Source organism: Sphingobium sp. R-21, from assembly GCF_049913335.1.
Classification (GTDB): domain Bacteria; phylum Pseudomonadota; class Alphaproteobacteria; order Sphingomonadales; family Sphingomonadaceae; genus Sphingobium.
This window is the reverse complement of the sequence record NZ_CP184375.1, coordinates 990,325-1,013,940: the sequence shown is the minus strand read 5'-3', so window position 1 is coordinate 1,013,940 and position 23,616 is coordinate 990,325. Positions and strand designations below refer to the sequence as shown.

The 23,616-nt window shown below is 61.0% G+C and carries 19 protein-coding genes; 10 read left to right on the top strand and 9 right to left on the bottom strand.

Features of this window, described 5'->3' with window-relative positions; all coding sequences use genetic code 11:
* Window positions 1–95: 95 nt before the first annotated feature.
* The 4 genes from ACN9MX_RS19210 to ACN9MX_RS19195 all read left to right on the top strand — a co-directional run bounded on the left by ACN9MX_RS19210 (window position 96) and on the right by ACN9MX_RS19195 (window position 3,754).
* Window positions 96–1,205: an endonuclease/exonuclease/phosphatase family protein gene (locus tag ACN9MX_RS19210; protein ID WP_363830285.1), complete on the top strand. Its 1,110-nt coding sequence runs from the start codon at window positions 96–98 to the stop codon at window positions 1,203–1,205.
* Window positions 1,206–1,513: 308 nt separating this feature from the next.
* A complete protein-coding gene (locus tag ACN9MX_RS19205; protein WP_363830282.1) occupies window positions 1,514–2,368 on the top strand; it encodes a hypothetical protein in 855 nt (284 codons plus the stop codon).
* Window positions 2,369–2,414: 46 nt separating this feature from the next.
* Complete coding sequence (locus tag ACN9MX_RS19200; protein WP_363830280.1) at window positions 2,415–3,215, top strand: YncE family protein; 801 nt, start codon at window positions 2,415–2,417, stop codon at window positions 3,213–3,215.
* Window positions 3,216–3,349: 134 nt separating this feature from the next.
* Entirely contained in the window at window positions 3,350–3,754 is a 405-nt protein-coding gene (locus ACN9MX_RS19195; protein ID WP_363830278.1) for a DUF5110 domain-containing protein, read from the top strand.
* Between the two features lie 204 nt (window positions 3,755–3,958).
* Here the strand turns inward: ACN9MX_RS19195 and ACN9MX_RS19190 are convergent, their stop codons facing one another.
* From ACN9MX_RS19190 to ACN9MX_RS19175, 4 genes are read right to left on the bottom strand one after another with little or no spacing between them, the layout of a single operon-like run.
* Window positions 3,959–4,396, bottom strand: coding sequence for a hypothetical protein (locus tag ACN9MX_RS19190; RefSeq protein WP_363830275.1), 438 nt, complete (start codon window positions 4,394–4,396; stop codon window positions 3,959–3,961).
* Window positions 4,353–5,321, bottom strand: coding sequence for a glycoside hydrolase family 32 protein (locus ACN9MX_RS19185; RefSeq protein WP_414714653.1), 969 nt, complete (start codon window positions 5,319–5,321; stop codon window positions 4,353–4,355). The genes ACN9MX_RS19190 and ACN9MX_RS19185 overlap by 44 nt, the downstream gene beginning before the upstream one ends.
* Window positions 5,318–6,706, bottom strand: coding sequence for a sugar porter family MFS transporter (locus ACN9MX_RS19180; protein WP_363830272.1), 1,389 nt, complete (start codon window positions 6,704–6,706; stop codon window positions 5,318–5,320). Before ACN9MX_RS19180 ends, ACN9MX_RS19185 begins: the two co-directional genes overlap by 4 nt.
* A complete protein-coding gene (locus ACN9MX_RS19175) occupies window positions 6,699–7,679 on the bottom strand; it encodes an ROK family protein (RefSeq protein ID WP_363830269.1) in 981 nt (326 codons plus the stop codon). The genes ACN9MX_RS19180 and ACN9MX_RS19175 overlap by 8 nt, the downstream gene beginning before the upstream one ends.
* A 676-nt stretch (window positions 7,680–8,355) precedes the next feature.
* On the opposite strand from ACN9MX_RS19175, the gene ACN9MX_RS19170 reads away from it, so the two are divergent.
* The gene (locus ACN9MX_RS19170) at window positions 8,356–9,504 is read left to right on the top strand and encodes an ROK family transcriptional regulator (RefSeq protein WP_363830266.1); all 1,149 of its coding nucleotides are present in this window, start codon (window positions 8,356–8,358) and stop codon (window positions 9,502–9,504) included.
* Window positions 9,505–9,809: 305 nt separating this feature from the next.
* Here the strand turns inward: ACN9MX_RS19170 and ACN9MX_RS19165 are convergent, their stop codons facing one another.
* The 4 genes from ACN9MX_RS19165 to ptsP are packed head-to-tail and all read right to left on the bottom strand — an operon-like array spanning window position 9,810 to window position 16,338.
* On the bottom strand, window positions 9,810–11,159 hold the full coding sequence (locus ACN9MX_RS19165; RefSeq protein ID WP_363830263.1) for a carbohydrate porin: 1,350 nt from the start codon (window positions 11,157–11,159) through the stop codon (window positions 9,810–9,812).
* Between the two features lie 42 nt (window positions 11,160–11,201).
* A complete protein-coding gene (locus ACN9MX_RS19160; RefSeq protein WP_363737080.1) occupies window positions 11,202–12,881 on the bottom strand; it encodes a PTS fructose transporter subunit IIC in 1,680 nt (559 codons plus the stop codon).
* On the bottom strand, window positions 12,878–13,825 hold the full coding sequence (locus ACN9MX_RS19155) for a 1-phosphofructokinase family hexose kinase (RefSeq protein ID WP_363830260.1): 948 nt from the start codon (window positions 13,823–13,825) through the stop codon (window positions 12,878–12,880). The genes ACN9MX_RS19160 and ACN9MX_RS19155 overlap by 4 nt, the downstream gene beginning before the upstream one ends.
* Window positions 13,825–16,338 carry a phosphoenolpyruvate--protein phosphotransferase gene (gene ptsP / locus ACN9MX_RS19150; protein ID WP_363830257.1) on the bottom strand — a complete coding sequence of 838 codons (2,514 nt, stop codon included), beginning with the start codon at window positions 16,336–16,338 and terminating at the stop codon, window positions 13,825–13,827. Before ptsP ends, ACN9MX_RS19155 begins: the two co-directional genes overlap by 1 nt.
* Before the next feature lie 133 nt (window positions 16,339–16,471).
* On the opposite strand from ptsP, the gene ACN9MX_RS19145 reads away from it, so the two are divergent.
* The 4 genes from ACN9MX_RS19145 (at window position 16,472) to ACN9MX_RS19130 (ending at window position 21,317) form a co-directional block, all read left to right on the top strand.
* A complete protein-coding gene (locus ACN9MX_RS19145) occupies window positions 16,472–17,479 on the top strand; it encodes a LacI family DNA-binding transcriptional regulator (RefSeq protein WP_363830254.1) in 1,008 nt (335 codons plus the stop codon).
* Window positions 17,480–17,483: 4 nt separating this feature from the next.
* Window positions 17,484–18,323: a shikimate 5-dehydrogenase gene (locus tag ACN9MX_RS19140; protein WP_363737084.1), complete on the top strand. Its 840-nt coding sequence runs from the start codon at window positions 17,484–17,486 to the stop codon at window positions 18,321–18,323.
* A gap of 33 nt (window positions 18,324–18,356) precedes the next feature.
* Entirely contained in the window at window positions 18,357–19,367 is a 1,011-nt protein-coding gene (locus tag ACN9MX_RS19135) for a class 1 fructose-bisphosphatase (protein WP_363830251.1), read from the top strand.
* 333 nt (window positions 19,368–19,700) lie between these two features.
* Window positions 19,701–21,317 (top strand): glycoside hydrolase family 32 protein, encoded by a 1,617-nt coding sequence (locus ACN9MX_RS19130; protein ID WP_363830248.1) that lies wholly within the window; start codon window positions 19,701–19,703, stop codon window positions 21,315–21,317.
* 268 nt (window positions 21,318–21,585) lie between these two features.
* On the opposite strand, the gene ACN9MX_RS19125 is transcribed toward ACN9MX_RS19130, so the two are convergent.
* Complete coding sequence (locus tag ACN9MX_RS19125; protein WP_363830245.1) at window positions 21,586–22,596, bottom strand: GlxA family transcriptional regulator; 1,011 nt, start codon at window positions 22,594–22,596, stop codon at window positions 21,586–21,588.
* 138 nt (window positions 22,597–22,734) lie between these two features.
* Here ACN9MX_RS19125 and ACN9MX_RS19120 point away from each other — a divergent pair, with 138 nt between their 5' ends.
* Entirely contained in the window at window positions 22,735–23,562 is an 828-nt protein-coding gene (locus tag ACN9MX_RS19120; RefSeq protein ID WP_363737087.1) for an alpha/beta fold hydrolase, read from the top strand.
* The last annotated feature ends 54 nt before the right edge of the window (window positions 23,563–23,616 follow it).

The following is a 23,616-nucleotide window of genomic DNA, read 5'->3' as shown; positions in this document are numbered from 1 at the left end:
CCATGTAGAAAGATGAATATTCATTATACTGCCATAAGAACGAAATCGCCACGACCCAATGTTTGGGTAGCTGCCCTTCAAACTTGGGGGGCGCCATGTTCAAAACATCTTTCACAATCCTGTTCGCCTTTATAGGCGCGCTGTCGCCTATCGGCATAGGCGAAACAGGGCTCAGGGACCAGGCAGTCGCGGCAGACACTGTCAGGGTCGAGAGACCAGACAATGTGCTGTCGGTCATGACATATAATATCAAGGGACTGCCCTGGCCGATCGCGCTCGACCGGAATGACGCCCTGGATCGGATTGGCGAGCGATTGGCAATGATGCGCCGTGATCGATGCCAGCCGCACATCGTCCTGATGCAGGAGGTTTTCTCCTCCAAGGCTGCGGAAGTGGCTGCCGTGGCCGGTTACCGGCATGCCGTAATGGGTCCCGATTCAGCCCTGCGCACGACGATGGCCATGGACGGTATCGACAGGCGCTATATCAAGGCCGCCCGCTGGGACCGGGGCGAAAATATGGGCAAGTCTCTGAACAGCGGCCTCATGATCCTTTCGGATTATCCTGTCCTCGGGATTGAGCGCATGGCCTTTCCGGACTTTGCCTGTGCCGGTTTTGACTGCCTTGCCAATAAGGGCGTGTTGATCGTCCATCTGAACATTCCCGGCGTCGGGCGAGTCAGCGTCGTCAATGCCCATCTGAACGCCCGTTCGGCGGCGATGGTGCCTGTTGCGCGATCGCAACAGGCCTTTGCCCGTCAGGTCGATCTGATGGCAGGTTTCGTTGCCCGGCATGTGCCGCAGGGACAGGCCATGATCCTGGGTGGGGACATGAATATCGGCAGCGACCGGCAACGCCAGGCCAGTTTCTTTACCGCCTTCGCGCGATCCGGCTTATCCTTCATCACGCCTGCCCTGGGCGGTGCAAGCCAGGCGCTCGCGCACGGCCAGCTGGGTGAAGGCACTATGCGGCGGGACCTGTTACACGCCGCCCGCCACGGCAAGGACTGGCTGTTCGGCCGCGACGCGAGCGGCGCGGCCCTGCCCGTTCGGCGGGCGCAAGTGCCCTTCGGCAACGAAGTGACAGGCGAACCGCTATCCGATCATTTTGGTTATGTGATCGATTATGCCCCGAAGAGGTACGGAGCGCATGAACTCATCCATTTTGCGGAGCGCGGCGAACTCCCAGGACTGGGAGGCCGCTGATGCGTACCCTATATTGCGGGTTCGCGGCGTCGCTCCTGCTGTCTGGAGGGGCCGCGCAGGCGCAGACCGCCGACATGAACGGAGCCTTTTTCCTCAAGCCCGGCCTCGCGCGTCTGATTTTGCCGCCTGCAACCAATATGAGCAGGCATTCAAGATTGCCGCGGCTGGCACGGGTTGCTGTCGACGATCGCACCCATGAAATCGCGATAGTCGTCCGGCGGCAGAAGCGGCGGTTCGTTGGAGGCAGATGGGGCGGTAGCGATCAACCCGTTTCATCCGCTGCCCTATCGCAAAGCCGCATGGTATTGATGACCTTTGAAGACCGCATTCCGCTGGCGGAGCGGCTGACTCTGAGGGCAGGTTTCCAGGGGATGAAGCTCAGCAATCGCGGCGCAAATGTCACTTCGCTCGGCAGCAATGAACGCCTTCTCACGCGCGACTGGTTCATGCCGCGGGTCGCCATAGGCTGGAGGCCGGGAGCGGATCTTGACCTGATGATCGACTATCGGGAAACATTGACCGGCTATGGCGAAACCGGCCGGACCGGGCCAATGGGACTGACCCGGGAGGATTTCAGGACATGGTCGCGGAATTTCAGGCCCGAACGGCACCGCCGCCTGCGCTTCGACGCGGATTGGCTGCCCGCAGCGGATCTGGGCGTGAAGGTAACGGCTTTTCAGGGGCGCCTCGACGATCGGCTGCTCTTTACCGACCGTGGATATATGCCGGTGGACGGCGGCTCCGCCCGCCTTCTGGGCGCCGCCGTCAGTATCAGTCATCGCCTCTCCTCAAAATGGCACTGGTCGATGCGCTATGGCGCGACGCAACTGAAGCGGACCGAAAACGGTTCCGCCACCGAACAAAGCATGACGGTCCAGGCTGGCTGGAACAGCGGCCCCTGGAGCGCGACGCTGAGCGGCACAAGAAGCAGCCGGCCCGCCCTGTGGCATGAAGCGACGGAATTGCGGGGGCCGATGCATGTCATGGGGGAGCTGCGGTACGAAATTGCCGGTCTTGATCGCACCCCGCTCAGCGTCGCGCTGCGCCTGACGGATTCCGACCGTCTTGCCAGCAATGCGCTGTTGCGCAATGACCTTTCGGGCATTGTGCATGCGACCGATCAGGCCCGTGGGCTGATGCTGAATGTCGCTTGCAACTGGTAAAACTGGCTGCCTACGGCAGCAGTCATTTCCCCATGGAGGGCAATATATGAAATGGCTCCTGCTTGCCGGCTTAGGCCTGTCGGTCCCCGCCCTCGCGCAGGAGGCATCTTCGCCGCCTGCCGAGCGGGTGAGCCTGCGCCTTTCCGCCCCCGAAGCCAATCAGGGCGCCGCGTCGGACGGCAGATTCGTCTATGCCATCGATAATGACCGGATCGGCAAATATCGCATCGATACCGGCAAGCGTGTTGCGCAATGGCAGGGGGATCGGCGACTGTTTCCCCATATGAACAGTTGTACCGTGGCCGGGCGGGAACTGGTATGCGCCGCATCCAACTATCCCGCCGTGCCGCAGACCAGCGCGGTCGAATTTTTCGACACGGCGACACTCCGTCATCTGCGAACCGTAAGCCTGGGTTTCGGCCCGGGGTCGCTCACGGTGCTTGATCGGCATAACGGCAAATGGTGGGCGGTATTCGCCAATTATGCAGGCAAGGGCGGAGAGCCGGGACGCGACACGCGCTACACGTTGCTGGTTCGCATGGACGACACCTTCCGTCAGGAAGCGGCATGGACCTTTCCGGCAGAGGTCCTGGCCCGTTTCGCCCCTTATAGCTGTTCGGGCGCAAGCTGGAGCAAGGATGGCAGGCTTTATGTGACCGGGCATGACCGGGCGGAAATGTACGAACTCGCCTTGCCCGAAGCGGGTTCGGTGCTGGAACTGCGCCGCACCGTCGCGATCGCGACGCCGGGCCAGGCGATCGATTGGGATCCGGTGCGCGCCGGCCGCCTCTGGTCGATCGACCGCGCGAAGAATGAAATGATCGCCAGCGAGATTCCAGGGGAATAGGATGAGCTTAACTTAGCCGCAAACCCGCCCACAAAGGCCGGACGACCTCAGGCGGCAACCTCATCACGCTCAAGGATGAGGGCGGGGCTTCTGCCCATACGCTTGAGGTCACGCCACGCCTCGACGAACTCCCGGTGTTCGTCCGGGGCGGAAGCATCATTCCGCGTCAGAAGCTGGTTCAGAGCACCGATGAGACGCCGACCGGCCCGCTGGATCTGGATGGGTCGGATTGCAGCGGCAGCCTGTATCTGGACGACGGCAAAAGCTTTGCTTACCGCAAGGGCTCTTTCGTCAGAAAAGCCCTCACCTGTTCTGTCGGGAAGGACGGCAGCGTTTCCATGACCATCGGGAAGAGCGAAGGGACCTTCCAACCCTGGTGGCGGGAGTTCAACGTTATCGTGCATGGGATGTCGCATCAGGCCGGGAAGGCGGTGCTCAAAGGCACAAAGTCTGGCGATCTTCCAATCGTCCGCGGCGATGAGGTGATTTCCGTGCTTATTCCTGCGCGCAAGGAGGAAAGGACGCTGATAATTGACTGAAACCGGCTCACTTCGGAGATGGTTTCCGACTGGCGTGGGTGCACCGCGTCCCGCCAGTCCGGTTTCCAACGTAAGGCGCCGACTGTGCTGAGTTGCTCAGCTTGAGGCAAGACCACAGCCAATGGCGGCTGACCGCCGGCGAGATCGTCATTTGCGAGGGTAAGGCACATGCCTGACCCTCGCTCGGAGACAAGATGATCAGGATTACATTTTGAACCGGACACCCAGACTGAAGTAACGTCCCTCGACCCTGAGATCGCGGGGGAAATACTGGGTCTCATTATAGTAGCGATAATTGTTGAACGGCTGGCCCAGGATGTTGCTCACATTGCCGACGATCGTAATCCCCTTGATCGCTTCGTAGGAAGCAGAAAAATCAAGGCGCGAAATGCCGCGGGTAATCTCCCCGGCATATTGATCCTCGTTCGAGTTGCGGTTGTAGCTGTTGATGTAGCTGGAGCGATGATTGTAGGACAGACGAGCCGACACCGGCCCCTTCTCGTAGAAGCCCGTCAGATTATAGGCCCATTTGGAAAGGCCGGTGATCCGCACCTGGCGCGCACCTTCCCCAAGGACGGTCGGTAGCGTGTTGGTCCCATCAAGATAGGTGACATTGGCCTGGACGCCGAAGCCGGAGAGCATACCGCCAGTCGTTGGCCCAGCCGATCCAGATGCGACGCGGATCGTCCTTGGGAAGGTCGTTCCAGGCAACGGCGGCGTAGAAATCGGCGCCATAGTCGGTCCAGACCGGTTCCCCGCCCCACCCCTCGACGGGAGTGAAGCGACGCCCATCAAAGTCGCCCACGAAATATTGGCCGCCAGAGCCGCCCCCGACCGCCTGGTCGCCAAGATTGATGCTGAGTACCCAGCGCTGTTCGCCCGGCTTCCCGCCTTCAACCGGAAGCAGATTGAGGTCGGGGCATTCCCAGTTGCGTCCCCGACCACCCGCTGGTCCGAAGCTGCTGGCGAAGGTCCATTGCTTGAGATTGGACGAAGTGAAAATGACCGCGCGATTTTCAAGCGCCATGACCGCGATCATCACCCATGACTTCGTCGGCTCGTGCCAGAAGACCTTGGGGTCGCGAAATTCGGGTGAACCGACGCTCAGCACCTCGCCATGCACGGTCCAGGTGCGGCCGCGATCATTGCTGTAGGCAAGATATTGGGACTGCAGCTTGGCCTTGGGATTATGTCCCGTGTAGATGGCGATCATTGGCGGCTTGCCGCCTTGGCCAAAACCACTGCTGTTCTTCCAGTCGATCACCGCACTGCCGGAGAAGGCCATGACATCAGCGGTTTCGGGGATCGCGACGGGCAATTCCTGCCAGGTTACCAGATCCCGGCTGACCGCATGACCCCAACTCATATGACCCCAGCGATCGCCATGTGGATTATATTGATAGAAGAGATGATACTCCCCTTCAAAATAGACCAGCCCGTTGGGGTCGTTCATCCAGTTCCGCTTGGGCGCGAAATGATAGGCCGGGCGGGGGTCGGCCCGCTGCGCTTCGGCCTGCACCGGGACCATCAGGGCCGCAGCCGTCAGCAGGGCAATCTTTCCGGTCATGCCTGTGCGCTCCCCAGGTCCATGTCCTCCAGCGCCACGCCGTTGGTTTCCGGCATGGCCTTCCACGTCCAGAAAAACTGAAGCAGCATCATTGCGCCGAAAAAAGCGAATACCCAGCCGCCGACGCTGGCTGCAAACACCGGAAAGGCCCAGGTGATCGCGGCGGCCATGACCCAATGGGTCGTGCTGCCGAGCGCCTGTCCCTTGCCGCGAACAGCACTCGGAAAGACCTCGGAGATAAACACCCAGATGACAGCGCCCTGGGACACGGCAAAGGCGGCGATGAAACCCAGCAGACCAACAAGGATCAGCGTACCGTCGGGATTGGCGCTTTCAAGCTGATAGCCGACGAGAAGCAGGGCGGCGGCACACAATATGGACCCGATGTACAAGAGCGGCTTGCGTCCGAAGCGGTCGATCAGGAAGAGCGCACCTATCGTGAAGAGCAGGTTGGTCCCGCCAATGGCGATGGACTGCAGCAAGGCACTGTCCGCGCCTGCGCCTGCCAGTTCGAAGACACGCGGCGCATAGTAGAGAAGCGCATTGATACCCGAAAGCTGATTGAACATGGCAATCGCGATGGCGCAGGCGACGGGACGGGCATAAGCTGGCTGGAACAGCTTGGGCGCCGCAGACCGATCGACACGTGCCTCAGCCTCCTGGATGTGGCGAAGTTCGCCGGCCGGATCAAGAAAGCCAAGCTTCCTCATGACACCGAGCGCCTGCGGTCCCCTGCCATTGATCGCCAGCCAGCGCGGGCTCTCAGGCAGCAAAACACTGACTACAAGGAAAAGGGCCGAGGGCAGGGTAACGATGCCGAACATCCACCGCCATGCGGTCTGCGCTGACACAAGGTTGGCAATCATGTAGTTGGACAGGAAGGCGATCAGGATGCCAAGGACGATATTAAGCTGGTTCATCGCGACCAGCCGCCCCCGGAACCGCGCCGGGGAAACTTCGGCGATATAGATCGGCGTCACGACGGACGCAGCGCCAATTGCCAACCCTCCCAGAAATCGGAAAGCCAGAAGCGTCAACCAGGAACCCGCAAGGCCCGTGCCAAGCGATGACACCACATAGCAGATTGCGACCGCCAGCATCACGGCCCGGCGCCCGAAGCGGTCGGCCGGCGCTCCAGCCACCAACGAACCGAGCACGGTGCCGATGAGAGCGGAAGCGACAGTAAAGCCCAACATGCCGTCGCTGAGGCCAAATCGTGCCTGCAGCGCCGAGGTCGTGCCTGAGATGACGGCCGTGTCGAAACCGAACAGGAGGCCGCCGAGCGCCGCGCCGGCCGCGCTCAAGATGATCGCGTTGGTGACCCGGGCATCACCTGCCTCGCCCGTCTGGTGAGCCGTGCGATCCGATACAGAGGGACTATGCAAATGCAGCTCCTGACAGAGAGGATTGGTTGGAGAATGATGGAAGTTCGACGGACCAGTGCATCGGCCACTGGCGTATCGCGGTCCGGTAGGCGAGCGCCAGCGCGCCCGTCAGACCCGCCGATGCTCCGGCTGTAGGCGCCACGACATAGTCGTTCATTTCCAGGGCACGCATGCTGGTGTCATAGCCAGCAAGCTTCGCGGTCAGGGCAGTCCGGACCCGCTCGTACATGCCCGGCGATTCCATGACGCCCCCACCGATGATGATGCGGTCCGGACGAACAACGTACGTCAACGTCGCACACAAGCCTGCAAGATAGTCGGCTTCGATCTCCCAGCCCGGGTGATCGATCGGCAGTTGTTCACCCGGCACACCCCAGCGCGCCCGCATCGCAGGGCCGCAAGCCAAGCCTTCCAGGCAGTCGCCGTGAAAAGGACAGATGCCTGGAAACAGCTCATCCCCTGCGGCGCGGGGCAACCGGATATGCCCCGCCTCGGGGTGATTGGCACCACCATGGGGAGCGCCGTCGATCAGCAGACCCACGCCAATGCCGGTTCCAACCGTCACATAACAGAAAGTATCGAGCCCCTGCCCGCTGCCGAACAGCCTTTCTCCGACCGCCGCACAGTTTACATCGGTATCGAGCGCCATCGGGGCGTCGATCATTTGGGAAAAATGACCAAGCAGATCGACATCCTGCCAGCCGACCTTGGGTGTGGACGTGATGCGGCCATAATCCCCGGCGACAGGGTTGAGCGACAGAGGGCCAAAGCTGCCGATCGAGAAAGCCGACAATGGACCAAGATCAGCACCGGCCTGCACAAAGAATCTGCTCGCGGCGGCGAGGGTATCAGCCGGAAGAGTTGTTGGAATCCGTTGCTGCCGAATAATACGCCCGTCGCGATCTGCGATGCCGCAGAGGAATTTCGTACCGCCGGCTTCAATGGCCCCCAGGAGGAGATTGTCATTCTGCATGATTTACTCGCACGGCAAGCCAACCCCTGCATGGTGAAGCATGGGCTGAAGCTTTAGGAATATAGGATTGATTGCGGGCATGCGGCGCCGCCCAGCGCGAGCCCAGAGACAGAACGCCGTCAAGGCACAATCTGCGAAAATCAAGTGGGTTAGCCGCCACGACCGTCCTCTTCCCTGCTGTGCAGCACGTATTCGTGCTTGCCCGTCACCACATGTGGCTCTCATTAAATCTACAAATGTGATTTAGTCTGTCAACCGCATTTTTGCGACGATGAAAGATATCGCGCTTCCCAAAAAAATGGGGGAGGATCTGAGCTGAAAGCCCTTATCCTCCCCCCTTACATTTCCAGCGTGCAGTCTGGAAACTGGGCACTTCCCGTCCGGTTCAGACGAGCTTTGTCGGGTTGGTCAGGCGCTCGCAACGGAAGAAAGGAGAGATTCACAGCCGCTGCGCGCCACGGGTCCGAACGAAGCCAAAAGACACGGAACTATGCTGCCCGACCTGTCATAGTCTGAAGCTCGAATCCCCACCTGACCCAATAAATCTATCAATGTGATTTAATGTGTCAAGCGAGTCTCGCGTTCGGTCGCCCTTGCCAATTACCTCAAGGCTGTTCCAAATCATCCATCCCTATCGCGCATCCTCTTGCTGCCGATACTTTGAGCGGAGTCGCAGGTGAACAAACGTGGCAGCAATGCAGTCGGTGTACGGCGGTATAATGAGCGCCTCATCCTTGCCACGGTAAGGCGACTGAACGGCGCCTCCAAGGCTGACCTTTCAAGGATTACCGGTCTGTCACCGCAAGCGGCCGTCCGCATTGTCGAAAGCCTTGCGAACGAAGGGCGCCTGATCAAAGCGGGAAAGCGGACAGGAGGAATGGGCCAGCCTTCGGTCATCTACCAGATCAACGGGGACAGCGGCTGCACGATCGGAGCCGAAATCGGTCGCGACAGGTTGGTATGCACCATGCTCGATTTTGATGGTCGCGTCATCGCATGCGAGAGCACAAGCGCGCCCTATCCCAGCCCAGCGAGTGCCGTGGAGCATATCCAATCCTTTGCGCGAAAATATATGCCGCAACTACGCAAGGAGCAGCGCGAAGGCTTTCTGGGCTTCGGAATCGCAATGCCCTGGTTCATCGGCGAATGGCGCGAAGAAGCGGGCATCGCGGCCCCGCAGGCCGCTGCCTGGGCGGCGCCGGGGCTGGAGGAGTTTTTCCAGAAGGAACTGGATGGCGCGGTTATCTTCGAAAATGACGGTAATGCAGGCGCCCTTGCCGAGTTCATGTCGGGATCGGGCGTGGGGCTGACCAATTTCCTCTATGTGCATATCGGGAATTTTGTCGGCGGCGGGCTGATCCTGAACGGGGAGATCAAGCGCGGCAAGAACGGCAATGCCGGTGCGCTCGCCTCCATGCCGATACCTCAAGGCACCGGCGTGGATTTCCTGTTGCACGCAGCATCCCTTTATCAAATGACGACCAGTACAGCCGAAGCAAACCCGGATTGGGAAGGCTGGATAGCCCGTTGCGCCGATGCGCTGGCTTTCATCATCATCAGCGCAAACAGCCTTCTTGACCTCGACGCTGTGGTCATCGGGGGAGGTCTTTCACAGGAAAAATTGCGCAACCTTGTGGGCCGCATCCACAGCAATATCCAACAGGCGGCTCCGCGGGACTTTTTCTGTCCGGAACTGAAAGTCGGAGAAAATGGCGGAAAAGCTCCTGCAATTGGTGCTGCCTTACTCCCCCTTTTCTCGACCTACGCCCCAAACCTCATATCCCTGCTAAAAAGCGATGCAACCCCGGCAGAGGTCGGTCCATGATGCTTGGCCAACAGATGACGATCGCGTCGTCCGTTAACCAAGATTCGTTTCAATGCAGATGCTTGAGGATCGGCGTGAAGACGCGGAGAATTGGCTATAACGAAAGCCTGGCTTCGCCGGCCTGCGGCTCAACGGGTCGCTTCGCGACGAACTGCTCAATGGCGAAGTGTTCTATAGGCTCGCCGCCGAGGCAAAGGTGCTGATCGATATCGGCATCCGGGTCCGATCTTTCATAGACCACAGGATAGAGACACTATCTACTCGGCCATTGCTGAACGCCTCGTCTCCGGTAGTGGCCAAATCCCCTATTTCCCCAGGAGACGCATTGCATCCAGGGTGAACTTAAACCCCAGGATGAAGGCATCCTTGATGTTCCGCCTACGCTCGGGCGCCCCGGTCTGGTCGGGATGCAAGATATATTGCAGGTTGGGCGACAGGCGGATCGCCGGATTGACCTGAAATCCATAGGCCAGTTCCATCATATACTGATGGCGGCGAATATCGGCACGCCCGCCTGAAGTAACCCGCGCAGCATTCATCCTCTGCATTGCAAGGTCGCTGAAACGCTGATCGTTGATGGCGAAGCCGATCGTGTCCTGATCGCGCCCGGCGAACGTGCCGGTCTGTACGATCCCCATGCCCAGATAGCGGCTTTCCTCAACCCGGCCGGACAGGTTGGTCATTGCCACGCCAAAGATGCTCAGCCCCCGCTGCGAGGCCAGGTCAGGGCGCGTGAGCATCTGATCGAAGCGGACATAGAGGCCTGACCGTCCGTTCCGCGTCGCCGCTGGCCGACCGGTCAGGATCGCGATACCCCCCTGATCATCACGCAGCGGATCGGCATAGTCGCCACGATCAAACCAACCGCCCAGAATATAATGTCCCGGCAGACGATCATCGGCAGAATCCCGACCATAGCTCAACTCCCAGGGCACGATCACCCCGGTCGCATTCTTCGTACTGAAATTGAATCCATGGTCGCTCGCGCGCTTGCGGTCGGGGTTCACTTCGTAGACGCCGGCATGCAGCATGACCTGCGGCGTCACATGCAGCTTGGCATGGGCCATCCAGCTCGATGCCGGGAAATAGGTGAAATTGCTGTTTTTGAAGACGAAGGTTGGATTGCCGCAGGCAGAATTGGTCTGGAAATGACAGTAAAGTGGCGAGTTGAGGAAATGGATGTTCGCCTGACTGCGCCCGGCCTCGACATCCAGACGCCCGTCGAAAAAGGTCTGTTGCCAGGTCAATATTGCCAGATGCGTATTCTGCGTGCCGTAGATTTCCTGCACCGACGTGTTGTTGCCGATGGCCATGGCAGCCAGATTCTTGCCGTGGCGATTGGTGACGGCAAAATGCAGCGTCGCGCCTCCGATGCCGATGATACTGTCAAGATCAAGGTCGGCACCGACATAGACCTGTCCGGCATGGGCCGCTTCGCGGCGAAGCCCGCCAGAAACATTCGCCGCCGCCTCACCTGTATAGCTAAGCGACAGCGTCACACCCTGCTCGGCCAGCGGCTGCCATGAGGCTGGAGCCTCCGACCGGGCGGGTGCTCGATCTCTGCCGGCTTCAGCCTGATCCTGCGCCAGTGTGACGGGCGCGGCAAAGGCCACGGCGCTCGCCACGCAGGCGGCACTCATCTTCCTGAAATACATTGAAACCCTCTCCAATTATGCTTTCGCTTAGGCGTCAGGCCTTCATTTGATTGCGGGGCGCTTGAGCATTCCGACCAGCAGCGCGCTCACGACAGTGCCGACCAATATGGCCAGCGCGTAGACACCTACATGCGTGACCGCGCCCGGAATCGGCAGCACGAACAGGCCGCCATGCGGCACCTTGAGTTCGACGCCCATTGCCATCGAGATGGCGCCAGTCACGGCTGATCCAGCCATCAGTGCCGGAATGACACGCAGCGGATCGCGTGCCGCAAAGGGGATCGCGCCTTCGGTGATAAATGCCAGGCCCAGGACCGCAGCCGCTGCTCCCGCTTCGCGCTCTTCAGGCGTGAAACGATTGCGGAACAGGCGAGTGGCGAGCGCGACGGCAAGCGGCGGCGTCATGCCAGCGGCCATGGTCGCGGCCATGGGCGTATAGACCTGACTGGCGATCAGGCCGACCGAGAAGGCATAGCCCGCCTTGTTGACCGGCCCGCCCATGTCGAATGCCGACATGGCGCCCAGGATGAGGCCGAGCATCAGCGCGCTCGATCCTTGCATGCCGCGCAGCCAGTCGGTCAGGAAGGCCAGCACCGCGGCGACCGGTGTGCCCACGGCATAGAGCATCAGTAGCCCGGTCAGCAATGTGCCGAGCAACGGCAAGATCAGGACCGGCTTCAATCCCTGCAAATTCTTGGGAAGCCGGATGCGACGATTGAGCCAGTCGACGCCATAGCCAGCAATGAAGCCGGCAACGATGCCTCCCAGAAAGCCGGCCCCCAGATTGGCAGCCAGCAGGCCGCCGATCATGCCCGGTGCGATGCCGGGACGATCCGCAACCGAATAGGCAATATAGCCCGCCAGCGCCGGCACCATCAGCATGAAGCCGCCCTTGGCGCCGATTTCGAACAGGGCATGCGCCAATGTACCTTGGGCAGCCGCATCATTGGCGTGGATGCCACCCAGCGCGAAGGCGAGCGCGATCAGCAGCCCGCCTGACACCACGAAGGGCAGCATGAAGGACACCCCGGTCATCAGATGCTTGTAGGGACCGGCGCGCTTCGCGGCCGCCGCGTCGCCCGACGGGGCCATAGCCGCTTCCCCGCCCTGCACGGTGGCCTCCGCCAATGCCCGCTCGATCAGCTTCGCACCGCCGGTGATGGCAGGCTTGGTGTTGCCCGCAAACACGCGCTTTCCAGCGAAACGGCTGCGGTCGACCTCCCGATCGGCGGCGATCAGAACGACATCGGCGGCGGCGATCTCCTCGGCGGTCAGGGGATTGCCTGCCCCGACCGAGCCTTGCGTCTCGACGCGGATGGGATAGCCAAGCTGCCGTGCGCCTTCGGTCAACCCTTCGGCCGCCATGAAGGTATGAGCGATGCCGGTCGGGCAGGATGTGATCGCGACGATGCGGGGCTTGGTCGCAGCCGAGGCCGGCTCCCCACCGCCAGCCAGAGCGGCGACGGGATCGGCCAGCACCGCCTCCAGGGTAAGACGGCGATGCGGTCGGGTTTCGGCGGCGCTATCGACGCCTTCCGGACCAACGAGGAGAAAATCGCCCTCGGCATCGCCAGGCAACGGGTTGACAACGCCCTGCGCGGTCCGCAGTTCGATCTCGATGACGCGCCCCTGGGCGCGGGCAGCCTTGCGCAGCGCTTCACCAGCAAGGACGCCGGCAACGCCGGACTCGCCGGCCTCCACCACCGCGAAAATCCTGCTCATTGCTTCTCTCCCATGAGAATTTCCGTCTCGACGCTGGCAGCGAGCGCCTCGATCCTGTCCCTGGCGGGCAGATGCGGACCCGCACATCCCAGTTTGCCGACGGCAAAGGCGGTCGACAGGCGGGCGATACGATCCAGTCCCGCCTCCTCGATCAGAGCCGCCGCCAGACCGGCAACCATGGCGTCGCCTGCGCCGACCGTGCTTTCCACATTGTTCGCCCTCAGGCCCGCGCGCAGCAGTTCCGATCGGGTCAGGAACAATGCCCCCTGTGCGCCCATCGATACGGCAATCAGGTCGACACCGCGATCCAGCAACCCCGTGGCGACCTCTATGATCTGATGTGGGGCATCAATCGGGCTGCCATGCCATTCCGCCAGTTCATGCAGATTGGGTTTCACGATATTGGGCAGGACGGCGCCATCCAGTGCATGGCGCAGGGCAGGGCCGCTGCTGTCGAGCAGAACGATCGCGCCCCGGCCACGCAACATGACGATGAGGCGGGCATAGATATCGGGCGGACATCCGGGCGGAAGGCTGCCCGACAGGATGACGAGATCGCCGGCCTGCACCTGCGCATCGAGGGTCGCGATGACGGCATCGACGCCGGCCGGAGCCACGGCGGTGCCTTCCATGTTGATGTCGGTCGTGCCATGGGCGTCGACCAGCTTCAGGTTGACCCGCGTGCTGCCAGCATGGCGCTGGCAACGGTCGATGATCGACTTGGCGGCAAACAGGGCGTCGAAGGGTGCGACATTTTCGCTGCCCAACAGCCCCATGACCGTCGACGGCACGCCCCAGTCGGCAAGGCAACTGGCAGTGTTGATCCCCTTGCCCCCGGCATCCAGCCTCATCGAACGGGCGCGATGCACCTCACCGGGAATGAGCCGATCAAGCATGACCGTCTGGTCGATCGCGGGGTTGAGCGTCAGGGTGAAGACGGCCATCACGCACCCTCCCCGTCCAGCGCGCGCACATCGGCGGCGCTTGTCGCATCAAGGGCACGGGCGGCGAGCGCCTGAAGTGCGCCAAGGCTGCTTGCGCGGATGCGTGCCTTCACGGCGGGAATGTCGCGCGGCGTCATGGACAGTTCGTGGACGCCAAGCCCGGTCAGCAGTGCCGCGCCCAGCGGGTCCCCCGCTATGCCGCCGCAGACGCCGACCCAGCGGTCGTGCCTGCGTGCACCCTCGACCGTCATGGCGATCAGGCGGAGCACGGCCGGATGCAGGCTGTCGGCCTCGCTCGCCAGTTCCGGGTTCTGCCGGTCGATGGCGAGCGCATATTGGGTGAGGTCGTTGGTGCCGATCGAGAAGAAATCGGCATGGGCGGCAAGCTTATGGGCCTGGACGGCGGCGGCGGGCACTTCGATCATGATGCCGATGGGGACGAGGGGCGCGTCCAGTTCCGCCCGGATCGCTTCGCAGCGTTCGCGCAGCGCGATGAGTTCGGATGCCGAGGTGATCATCGGGAACATGATCGACAGGTCGCCGCCCCCTTTTGCTGCGCGATAGAGGGCGCGCAGTTGCGGCTCCAGCAGGTCGGGGCGACGCAGCAGCAGGCGCGCGCCGCGCACGCCGAGGAAGGGATTTTCCTCCCTGGGCAGATCAAGATGCGGCACCTGCTTGTCACCGCCGATGTCGAGCGCGCGCACGATCAGCGGCCGATCGCCCAGCGCGCCGATCATCGCGCGATAAATGGCGCATTGCTCCTCTTCGCCGGGGCTGTCGCCGCGTTCGAGGAACAGGAATTCCGTGCGCATGAGGCCCACCCCTTCCCCGCCCTGCGCCAGCGCGAAGGCGACCTGATCGGGCCGGTTCACATTGGCGCCGATAGCCAGTTCATGACCGTCCAGCGTGCGGGCAGGAAGGGCGCGTTCCGCCTCCTCGGCCGCGCGCCTCGCGGCGATGTCGGCGATCCAGGCACGGGCGGAAGCGATATCCTCCGCCGAAGGATCGAGCCAGATGCGGCCGCTGTCGCCGTCGACGATCGCGGTGGTCCCGGCCGCCTGCGCCAGCAGATCAGCGCCACCAGCCACCACAGAAGGCAGACCGAGCGTGCGCGCCAGAATCGCACTGTGGGAAGTCGGACCGCCCAGCGCGGTGGCAATGCCCGCCACCCGGCTGATGTCGAGCGTCGCGGTGTCCGACGGCGACAGGTCCGTCGCGACCAGCACGCATGGCTGTTCCGGCAGATCGGCCAATGTGCCCACGCTCAGGCCCGGATCGATATGGGCTAGCACGCGCCGGCCGACGTCGTGCAAGTCGGCAGCACGTGCAGCCAGCACTGGATTGCCCAGTGCGGAAAGCTGTCCTGCCATGCGGTCGATCGCCTGATGCCAGGACCAGGCTACGCCATGACCTTCGACCATCAACTGGCAGGTAAGGGTGATGAGATCGGTATCGTCCAGCAATCCGGCCTGCGCCGCAAAGATCGCGGCCTCCCCCGCACCCAGACGCCGGGTGGTGTCGTCGACCAGTGCCTTCATCTGCGCCCGCGTGCGGACCAGCGCATCGTTGAGCAGCGCGCCGCCGGCAACGAGATCGACCGGCTGGTCCGGCACATCCAGTTCCGCCGCAGCAAGAACATGGACCGGGCCGATCGCCAGACCGGGGCTGGCCGCGACCCCAGCAATCATGGCTGGAGCATTTTCGTGATTGCTGACCGGCTTCCAGCCGCGCACAGGTGCCTTCGCCTTTTCGGCGGCACGGGCGGCATCTGCCTTTTCGCGGGCGGTGAGGCCAGTGACGGTACGCATGAACCGGTCCAGCGCCTGCCGGTCACTTGCCGAAATGGTCGCGCGGTCGCCTGCCTTAAGTCCCAGTTGCAGCAGCGAGACGAGGCTGCGCGGATCGGCAATGTCCCCATCATGGCGGATGCGTATGGGCGTAGCCAAGGTCTTGGCTGCTTCCGCCCAGGCTGAGGCGGGCCGGGCATGCAGACCTGCCGGATAGTCGATCGTCCATTCGATCCGTTCGGCCAGATCCTCTGCGACGGGCCGGGCTTCGCCGGAGTTGGCGTCCTCATGGAGGGCAGCGGCAATATCCGCCGGATCGTCGGTGGCGAGCAGGGTCGCCAGCCGCGCCTCATCCTGAATCAGGCGCGTGAGGCGGCGGAGAATCGCGATATGACTGTCGGAACTGGCAGCGATGCCGACGACGAGATGGGCGCGCTGGCCAGGATTCCACTCGATCCCCTCGCGCAGTTGCAGGACCACGATCCCGTCGCGGCGCACCAGCCCCTTGTCCTCGCCCAGGCCATGTGGAATGGCAACGCCCGATCCCAGATAGGTGTTCGCCACCGCCTCCCGTCGCACCATGCTCTGTTCGTAGCCGGGCGCGACGCAGCCCGCAGCGACCAATATCTGGCCGGCCTGCAGGATCGCAGCCTCCTTGTCGGATGTCCGCGCGTCGATGCGGATCAGGTCTTCATGACGAAGCGCATTCAAGGGTTCGGCAATCATAGCTCTTTGGCATCCTCTCTCTTCCTCTTAAGAAAACGTTTTCTCATGATTCTGTCAATACACTTGCAATATCCCCACATAGTCGGCCATATTCTGGGCAGAATTTAGAGAGGATGAGGAAAACGATTTTCCCATGACAGCCGGTATCAAGGATGTTGCGCGAGTCGCCGAGGTATCGCCGGCCACTGTCTCCCGGGTGCTTTCCGGGCGGGCGGTTGATCCAGCCATGCGCGACAGGGTGCTGGCGGCGGTTACGACAACAGGCTACCGTCCCAATCTTGCAGCGCGTCGGCTACGGTCGCGCCACAGCAACACGATCGGCCTCATCGTGGCGGATATCCGCAATCCCTTCTTCACCGCCGTGTCGCGCACGGTCGAGGATATCGCCTATGAACGAGGTCTGCGGGTCATATTGTGCAATACGGATGAAGATCCCGCCAAGGAGGCGATGTATCTCCAGTTGATGCAGGAAGAACGGGTAACGGGGGTGATCCTGGCGCCTACCCGGCAAGGTGCGGAGAAGGTATCGCGGGCCAAGGCAGAGCATCCCATCATCCTGATCGATCGCGTAGCCGCGACAACGACGGATTGCGTCGTCCTCGACAATGAAGCGATGGCAGGCGCCCTGGTTACCCATTTACATGCACAGGGCTTCACTTCGATTACCGGCCTGTTCGGCGCGGCCAGCACTACCGGCGCCGAACGGCGCGCCGGCTTTGAGCAAGCCGCCCGTACGATTGGTATCCACACGCAGTCGCTCTCCGTGCCTCATGGCGAAGGTGAAGCAGAAAAACTGGTCAGTGCTCTGCTGCAGGCTCCCGATCGCCCCGAAGCCATCGTCGCGAGCAATGGCGTGATGCTGATGTCGGTGCTGCGAGCCGCTCGTTTTCTGGGCCTGAGCGTCCCCAAAGACTTTGCCCTGGCGGGGTTCGACAATGATAGCTGGACAGAATTTGCAGCGGATGGGCTGAGCGTTATCGAACAACCGGTGGAGGAGATCGGACGCTCGGCCATGGCTATGCTGCTCGACCGGCTCGACCATCCGAACGCCGCCGCTCGCAAGGTCGTCCTGAGCGGACGGCTCATCGCTCGCGGATCCACGATGCGGCGCGACACATCACTAAGCCACAATGGGGACTGAGGACATGAAACCGCCAATCGGCAGAGACACCAGATTGTGCATGTCGCTGTCAGGTCGCCCCGGAAACGCCGGATCACGCTTCCACAATCGCCTCTACGAGATCCTGGGACTGGACTATGTCTATAAAAGTTTCAGTACGCAGGATCTGGCTGCAGCGATCGGTGGCGTCCGCGCATTGGACATCCGCGGCTGCGCCATCTCCATGCCGTTCAAGGAAGTGGTCATTCCCCTGATCGATGAGCTTGAAGCTTCCGCTCGCGTGATCGATAGCGTCAACACCATCGTCAACGACAGTGGCCGACTGACTGGCTACAACACGGATTATGTTGCGGTTCGCCAGTTATTGGAGAAGCGCATTGATAAACCGGTACCATTTCTGCTCCGCGGCAGCGGCGGAATGGCGAAGGCCGTCGCTGCCGCGCTCAAGGATGCAGGCTTCGTCGATGGGATGATCATCGCGCGTAACGAAATGGCCGGGCGGGCGATCGCAGACCAATATGGCTATCACTGGCACATGGATCCGCCGCAGGATGGCGCGCCGTTGCTGATCAATGTCACGCCATTGGGTATGGACGGCAAGGACAGCGCAGCTCTGGCCTTCAGTCAGGAGCAGATCGCCGCCTGCAGCATTGCCTTCGATGTCGTTGCCCAACCGGTCGACACGCCCTTCGTTCGCGCCGCAAGAGCCGCACGAAAGAATATCATCTCCGGTGGCGAAGTCATCGTGCTCCAGGCAGTCGAGCAATTTATTCTGTATACAGGCGTAAGGCCGGAAGCCGCCGATATCCATGAAGCAGCACGATATGCCCACGGTGCAGACGTTGCCGCAAGAATAGCTGATTAGCTCTCCTTCCCTCCCCCCATGCAAAGGCGCACCATGCAGGCCATCTCCCTCAGCCGTTTCCTGATCGAGCAGCAACGTCAGGCTCAGGCGTTGCCGGGAGAATTGCGCCTTCTCATCGAAACGGTCGCGCGCGCCTGCAAGACGATCAGTCATGCAGTATCCAAGGGCGCACTGGGCGAAGTCCTTGGCAGCCTTGGCAGCGAAAATGTTCAGGGTGAGGTTCAGAAAAAACTCGATGTCATTGCCAATGAGTTGCTGCTCGACGCCAATGAGTGGGGTGGCCATCTGGCAGCCATGGCGTCCGAGGAGATGGAGACCCTCTATCCCATTCCCAATCGCTTTCCGAAGGGCGAATATCTGCTGCTGTTTGATCCGATCGATGGCTCAAGCAACATTGATGTCGCCCTGAGCGTCGGCACGATCTTTTCTGTACTCAAGGCACCCGAAAATGCTTCAGGACGCGAGGTAACGGAGCAGGATTGTCTTCAATCCGGCATCCATCAGGTTGCAGCCGGCTATGCGATATATGGACCGCAAACGTTGCTGGTTCTGACGATCGGATCCGGCGTCTACGAATTCACTCTTGATCGCGAAATCGGCTCATGGCGGATGACCGATGGCCCCATGCAGATGCCGCAAGGCAATCGGGAGTTCGCCATCAACATGGCGCGCAGACGTCAATGGTCGCCGCAAATCAAGCGCTATGTCGAGGAACGTATTCAGGGTGCGGAAGGGCCGTTGGCCACGGACTATAATATGCGTTGGACCGCCTCCATGGTGGCCGACGTACACCGAATTCTGAAAAGAGGGGGCACCTTCCTTTACCCCAAAGATGCGCGCCCGGAAGGCGAGGCGAGGCTACGCCTCATGTATGAAGCAAATCCGATGGCTTTTCTGGTAGAACAGGCAGGCGGCGCAGCCATAGACGGTGACCAAAGGATCATGGAAATCTTGCCCACCAAATTGCACCAGCGGGTAGGAGTAATTCTGGGCGACAAGGCAGAAGTCGTTTCACTTCAGAGCGACCGAACAGCCGAAAACTAAAGCCGAGCCGACAACGCCGCGCCAGAGAAACCACGTAAATTCAATGGACTAGTTCCACAAGAGATGTCCATAAGTCGCCCCTTCCTGACGGCTTGACGCGATTAAATCACATATATAGATTTAATCGCAAGCGATCATGGAAAAGCATGATGCTGCACAGGAGGAAAAGGGTCATGAAGGCGTTTTCCGTCAGCCGCATCCAATTGGCGGGCACGCAGAGATTGCGAGCCCCTCCTTCGACCTGACTGCAATCAGGCATCGATGCGCTCCGCTCCAAGCGAGCGCGCCGACAACAGCCAGAAAATCAAAAAAGTTGGTGAGAGGAGTAGGCCAGTGGCGTTTACCCCCTTCTATTCACGCAGGCAAACGCTGCAAATGCTCGCTGCCTTTCCAATGCTTTCATCCTGCGGCAGCGAAGCAGAACCTGCAATTGGTGCAACGTCCGCGCCGAGTGGAGCTTCGAATTCTCCGGCCTTGCCAACGGAACCCGAAATAAACGGGCGACCAAGATATCACATCGCAGCCCCGCCAGGGGGCTGGATCAACGACCCACAGCGTCCTGTACGAATGGGCAATCGCTGGACTATGTGGGCCCTATTCAATCCGACCTATCCCACCGATGGCACCGAATGGCGCCGCTGGACCTCTCCCGATCTCGTCACTTGGCAGGATCAGGGTATCTCGATCCCACGCCACACAACAGCCTATGGAGACATCTGGACAGGCAGTGCCATTGTGGACGCTGCCAACACTGCCGGATTCGGCCCCGGTGCGCTGATAGCGCTCGTCACCATGCCTGCCGACAATGCAGCCGGGCAAAATCAATCCTGCGCACTCTGGTACTCTCTTGACGAGGGCACCAGCTTCACCTTTCACGACATCGTACTGCCCAACTTCCCAGGAAACAGGCAATTTCGCGACCCTACGGTTTTCTGGCACGAGATCAGCGGGCGTTGGGTCATGACGCTCTCGGAAGAAAGCAAGATCGGCATCTACACCTCGCCAGATCTGAAGCAGTGGACCTATTCAAGCGGATTTCTGTCAACGGTCGCCGGTGCCGTGATGGAATGCTCTCATCTCTTCAAGCTACATCTATACAATCCGGACGGCACGACCTCCTCGGACAAATGGGTTTTGCTGGTAGGTGGAGATGGAACAGCCTCCGAATTCACTGGCGGAACCTGCTATTGGGTCGGCGAATTCGATGGCGCGACCTTCACGACCGGCAATCCCGATGAACAATGGCTGGATGGCGGAGCCGATTTTTACGCGGCCGTTATCTGGACTGACCCGCAAGCTGCCGATCCCCTTACCCATGCATATTCGATCGGATGGATGAACAACTGGGCGTATGCCAACCGACTGCTACCGACTTACGATTACCGAGGTCAACTCAGTATTGTTCGAGAATTACGCCTACGGCTTCTTGACAACGTGCCACGGCTTTTCAGCACCCCTCTCCCAGCGCAGAATGACGTATTCACACATGCGGTTCATGGCACTGATCAGACGATTGCCGAAGGCAATAATTATATCTGGCCCGCAGATGCGGGCTCTCTCGCCGGCCGCATTGACCTCACCCTCACGCGCATCGGATCGAACTGGCCGTCAGGAGTGTGGCTATCCGTGCGCGGAGGCGGCGGCTATTTCACTCAAATAGGCCTCGAGCTAAGCGATAATAGAACTTTCATCAAACGCGACACCAGCGGCCCCGGTGCCCCCGACAGCGATGCCTGGCGTCAAAATCGATGCCTGCCGTGCGACTTCTCTGACGGCATTGCGAAGATCAGCCTCTTCATCGACGCGGGCTCTGTGGAGCTGTTCCTGAATGAGGGTGCAGCCACGTTGTCAGAACTGATCAATGCCCGAATTATTGACATAGCGCTGGACCTCAGCGCGTCAGGAGGCAGTGTTCGGGTATCACAAGTTTCATTATCGAATTCTGGTTGAATAACAATTTTTTACCGAAAATAAACACTTCCTGACAAAACTCATTTACATCTATTCCATTAGCCATTTTAACTTCACCCTGGCGGAATCCTACTGTTGTATCCCAGGCATGATGTAGCTGGGGGCTGAGGTGGTCCCCGTTATTTTCGGATAGGTGGCCCGCAGCATATGGCCCTGCTCATCGAGGCCGGGCAGATGACAGCATCCGGCTACGTGCCACACATCCCGATTTACTGCTTGCATCCGGCGGGGCGTCCACAGCCGCCATTCAGGCTACTTCCACCAGCGGGTACGACGACGAAAAGCGCTGGCGATATTCCTGGGGCGACAGGCCGGTGATCCGATGGAAGAGCTTACGGAACGCAGCGGCATCCTCATAGCCAACCTCCCACGCAATCTGATCGACGGTGCGCTTCGTGAACTCAAGCTGTTCGCGCGCTTTGCCGATGCGGATGTGCTGAACATATTCGACGGGCGTCTTGCCCGTAGCCGCCTTGAACCGCCGCTGGAAGGTACGCTCCTCCAGCCCAGCTTCGGCTGCCAAATCGGCGACCGAGATCGGACCCGCCCCCCTGCCCTGTAACCAGTGCTGCACCTTGAGGATTGGTTCGTCGCCATGCGTGAGCCGGGGCGCGAAGCTCGCATAATTCTTCTGTTCGCGCCCCGACGGATCGATCAGGAAGAAGCGCGCGGTCTCCATCATCACCGACGGACCCAGCAACCGCTCGACAATGCGCAAACCCAGTTCAGTCCAAGCCATCAGCCCGCCGGCCGTAATGATGTCACCCTCGTCGACCACCATCCGGTCAGCTTCAAGCGTGACATCGGGAAAGCGCGCCCTGAATTCCTCGGCAAAATACCAGTGCGTGGTCGCGGGACGCCCCGCGAGCAAACCGGTCGCGGCAAGCGCGAAAGCGCCGCCGCAATTCGACGCGAGGATGCTCCCTTGCGCGTGGCGGTCGAGCAGCCAGCGCGCATAGGGGACCGCTTCCTCGGCCTCGAGCAACTTGTGCAGGCTCCCCGGCGCGATGACGACGCCCGGCGAATTACCGCAAGGCTCTTCCGGATGGCTGTCGAAGCAACGAGCGAAGCCCCCGGCGTCCTGCAATCGCCAATGACTGACGCGGATCGGCGTACGACCGTGATCGACCGCAAAACGCCCTGCGACATGGAACAGGTCGGTAATCCCGTGGACCATACCGATCTGGCAGTCTGGATATAGCATCATTCCGACCTCGACCAGCGTGGGCGGCCCATCGGGCACCTTCAACTTCGGCATGACAGTTCTCCGATCGATCACTTGTCGGAATCGGCCCGCATATTGTCGGGTCCGCCAATCCCGCGCAAGCGACGCTGCGTCTATCTCTCCTTTCAACGGCGGACGATCCGTCTCTCACGAAGCGAAAGGAACCACGACATGACCACCATCGCCACCACCGACGGCACGCACATCTTCTACAAGGATTGGGGCCCGAAGGACGGGCAGCCGATCCTCTTCTCCCACGGCTGGCCGCTCAGCGCCGACGCCTGGGATGCCCAGATGGTGTTCTTCGCGAACCAAGGCTTCCGCACCATCGCCCACGACCGCCGCAGCCACGGCCGTTCGGACCAGGTCTGGGATAACAACACCATGGATCAATACGCCGACGACCTCGCCGAACTGATCGAGCAGCTCGACCTGAAGGACGTCATCCTCGTCGGTCACTCAACCGGTGGCGGCGAAGTCACCCGCTATATCGGGCGCCACGGCACGGATCGCGTCGCCAAGGTTGCACTGATAGGCGCAGTTCCCCCACTGATGCTCAAGACCGAAGCCAATCCGATCGGCCTACCGATCGAGATATTCGACGGAATCCGCAAGGGCACCTTTGACAACCGCCCGCAATTCTTCAAGGATCTGACGCTTCCCTTCTTCGGCTATAACCGCGAGGGCGCCAACGTCAGCGAAGCGGTGCGCGACGACTTCGTCCGGCAAGGCATGAACGGTGGCCTCAAGGGTCTGCTCGACAGCATCCGCGCCTTTTCGGAAAGCGACTTCAACGAGGATCTCAAGAAATTCGACAAGCCCACCCTCGTCCTCCACGGCGACGATGACCAGATCGTCCCGATCGACGCCTCGGCTCGCTCAACCGTCAAAATCGTCAAGCAGGCGGTGCTGAAGATCTACGAAGGCGCCGACCATGGCCTGACCGTCACTCACCAGGACCGGTTCAACGCCGACCTTCTCGACTTCATCAACAGCTGATAAGGAATAGGCGCGGTCCAAAGGGGACTGCGCCTCCTTCCGCAGGAGACGTCA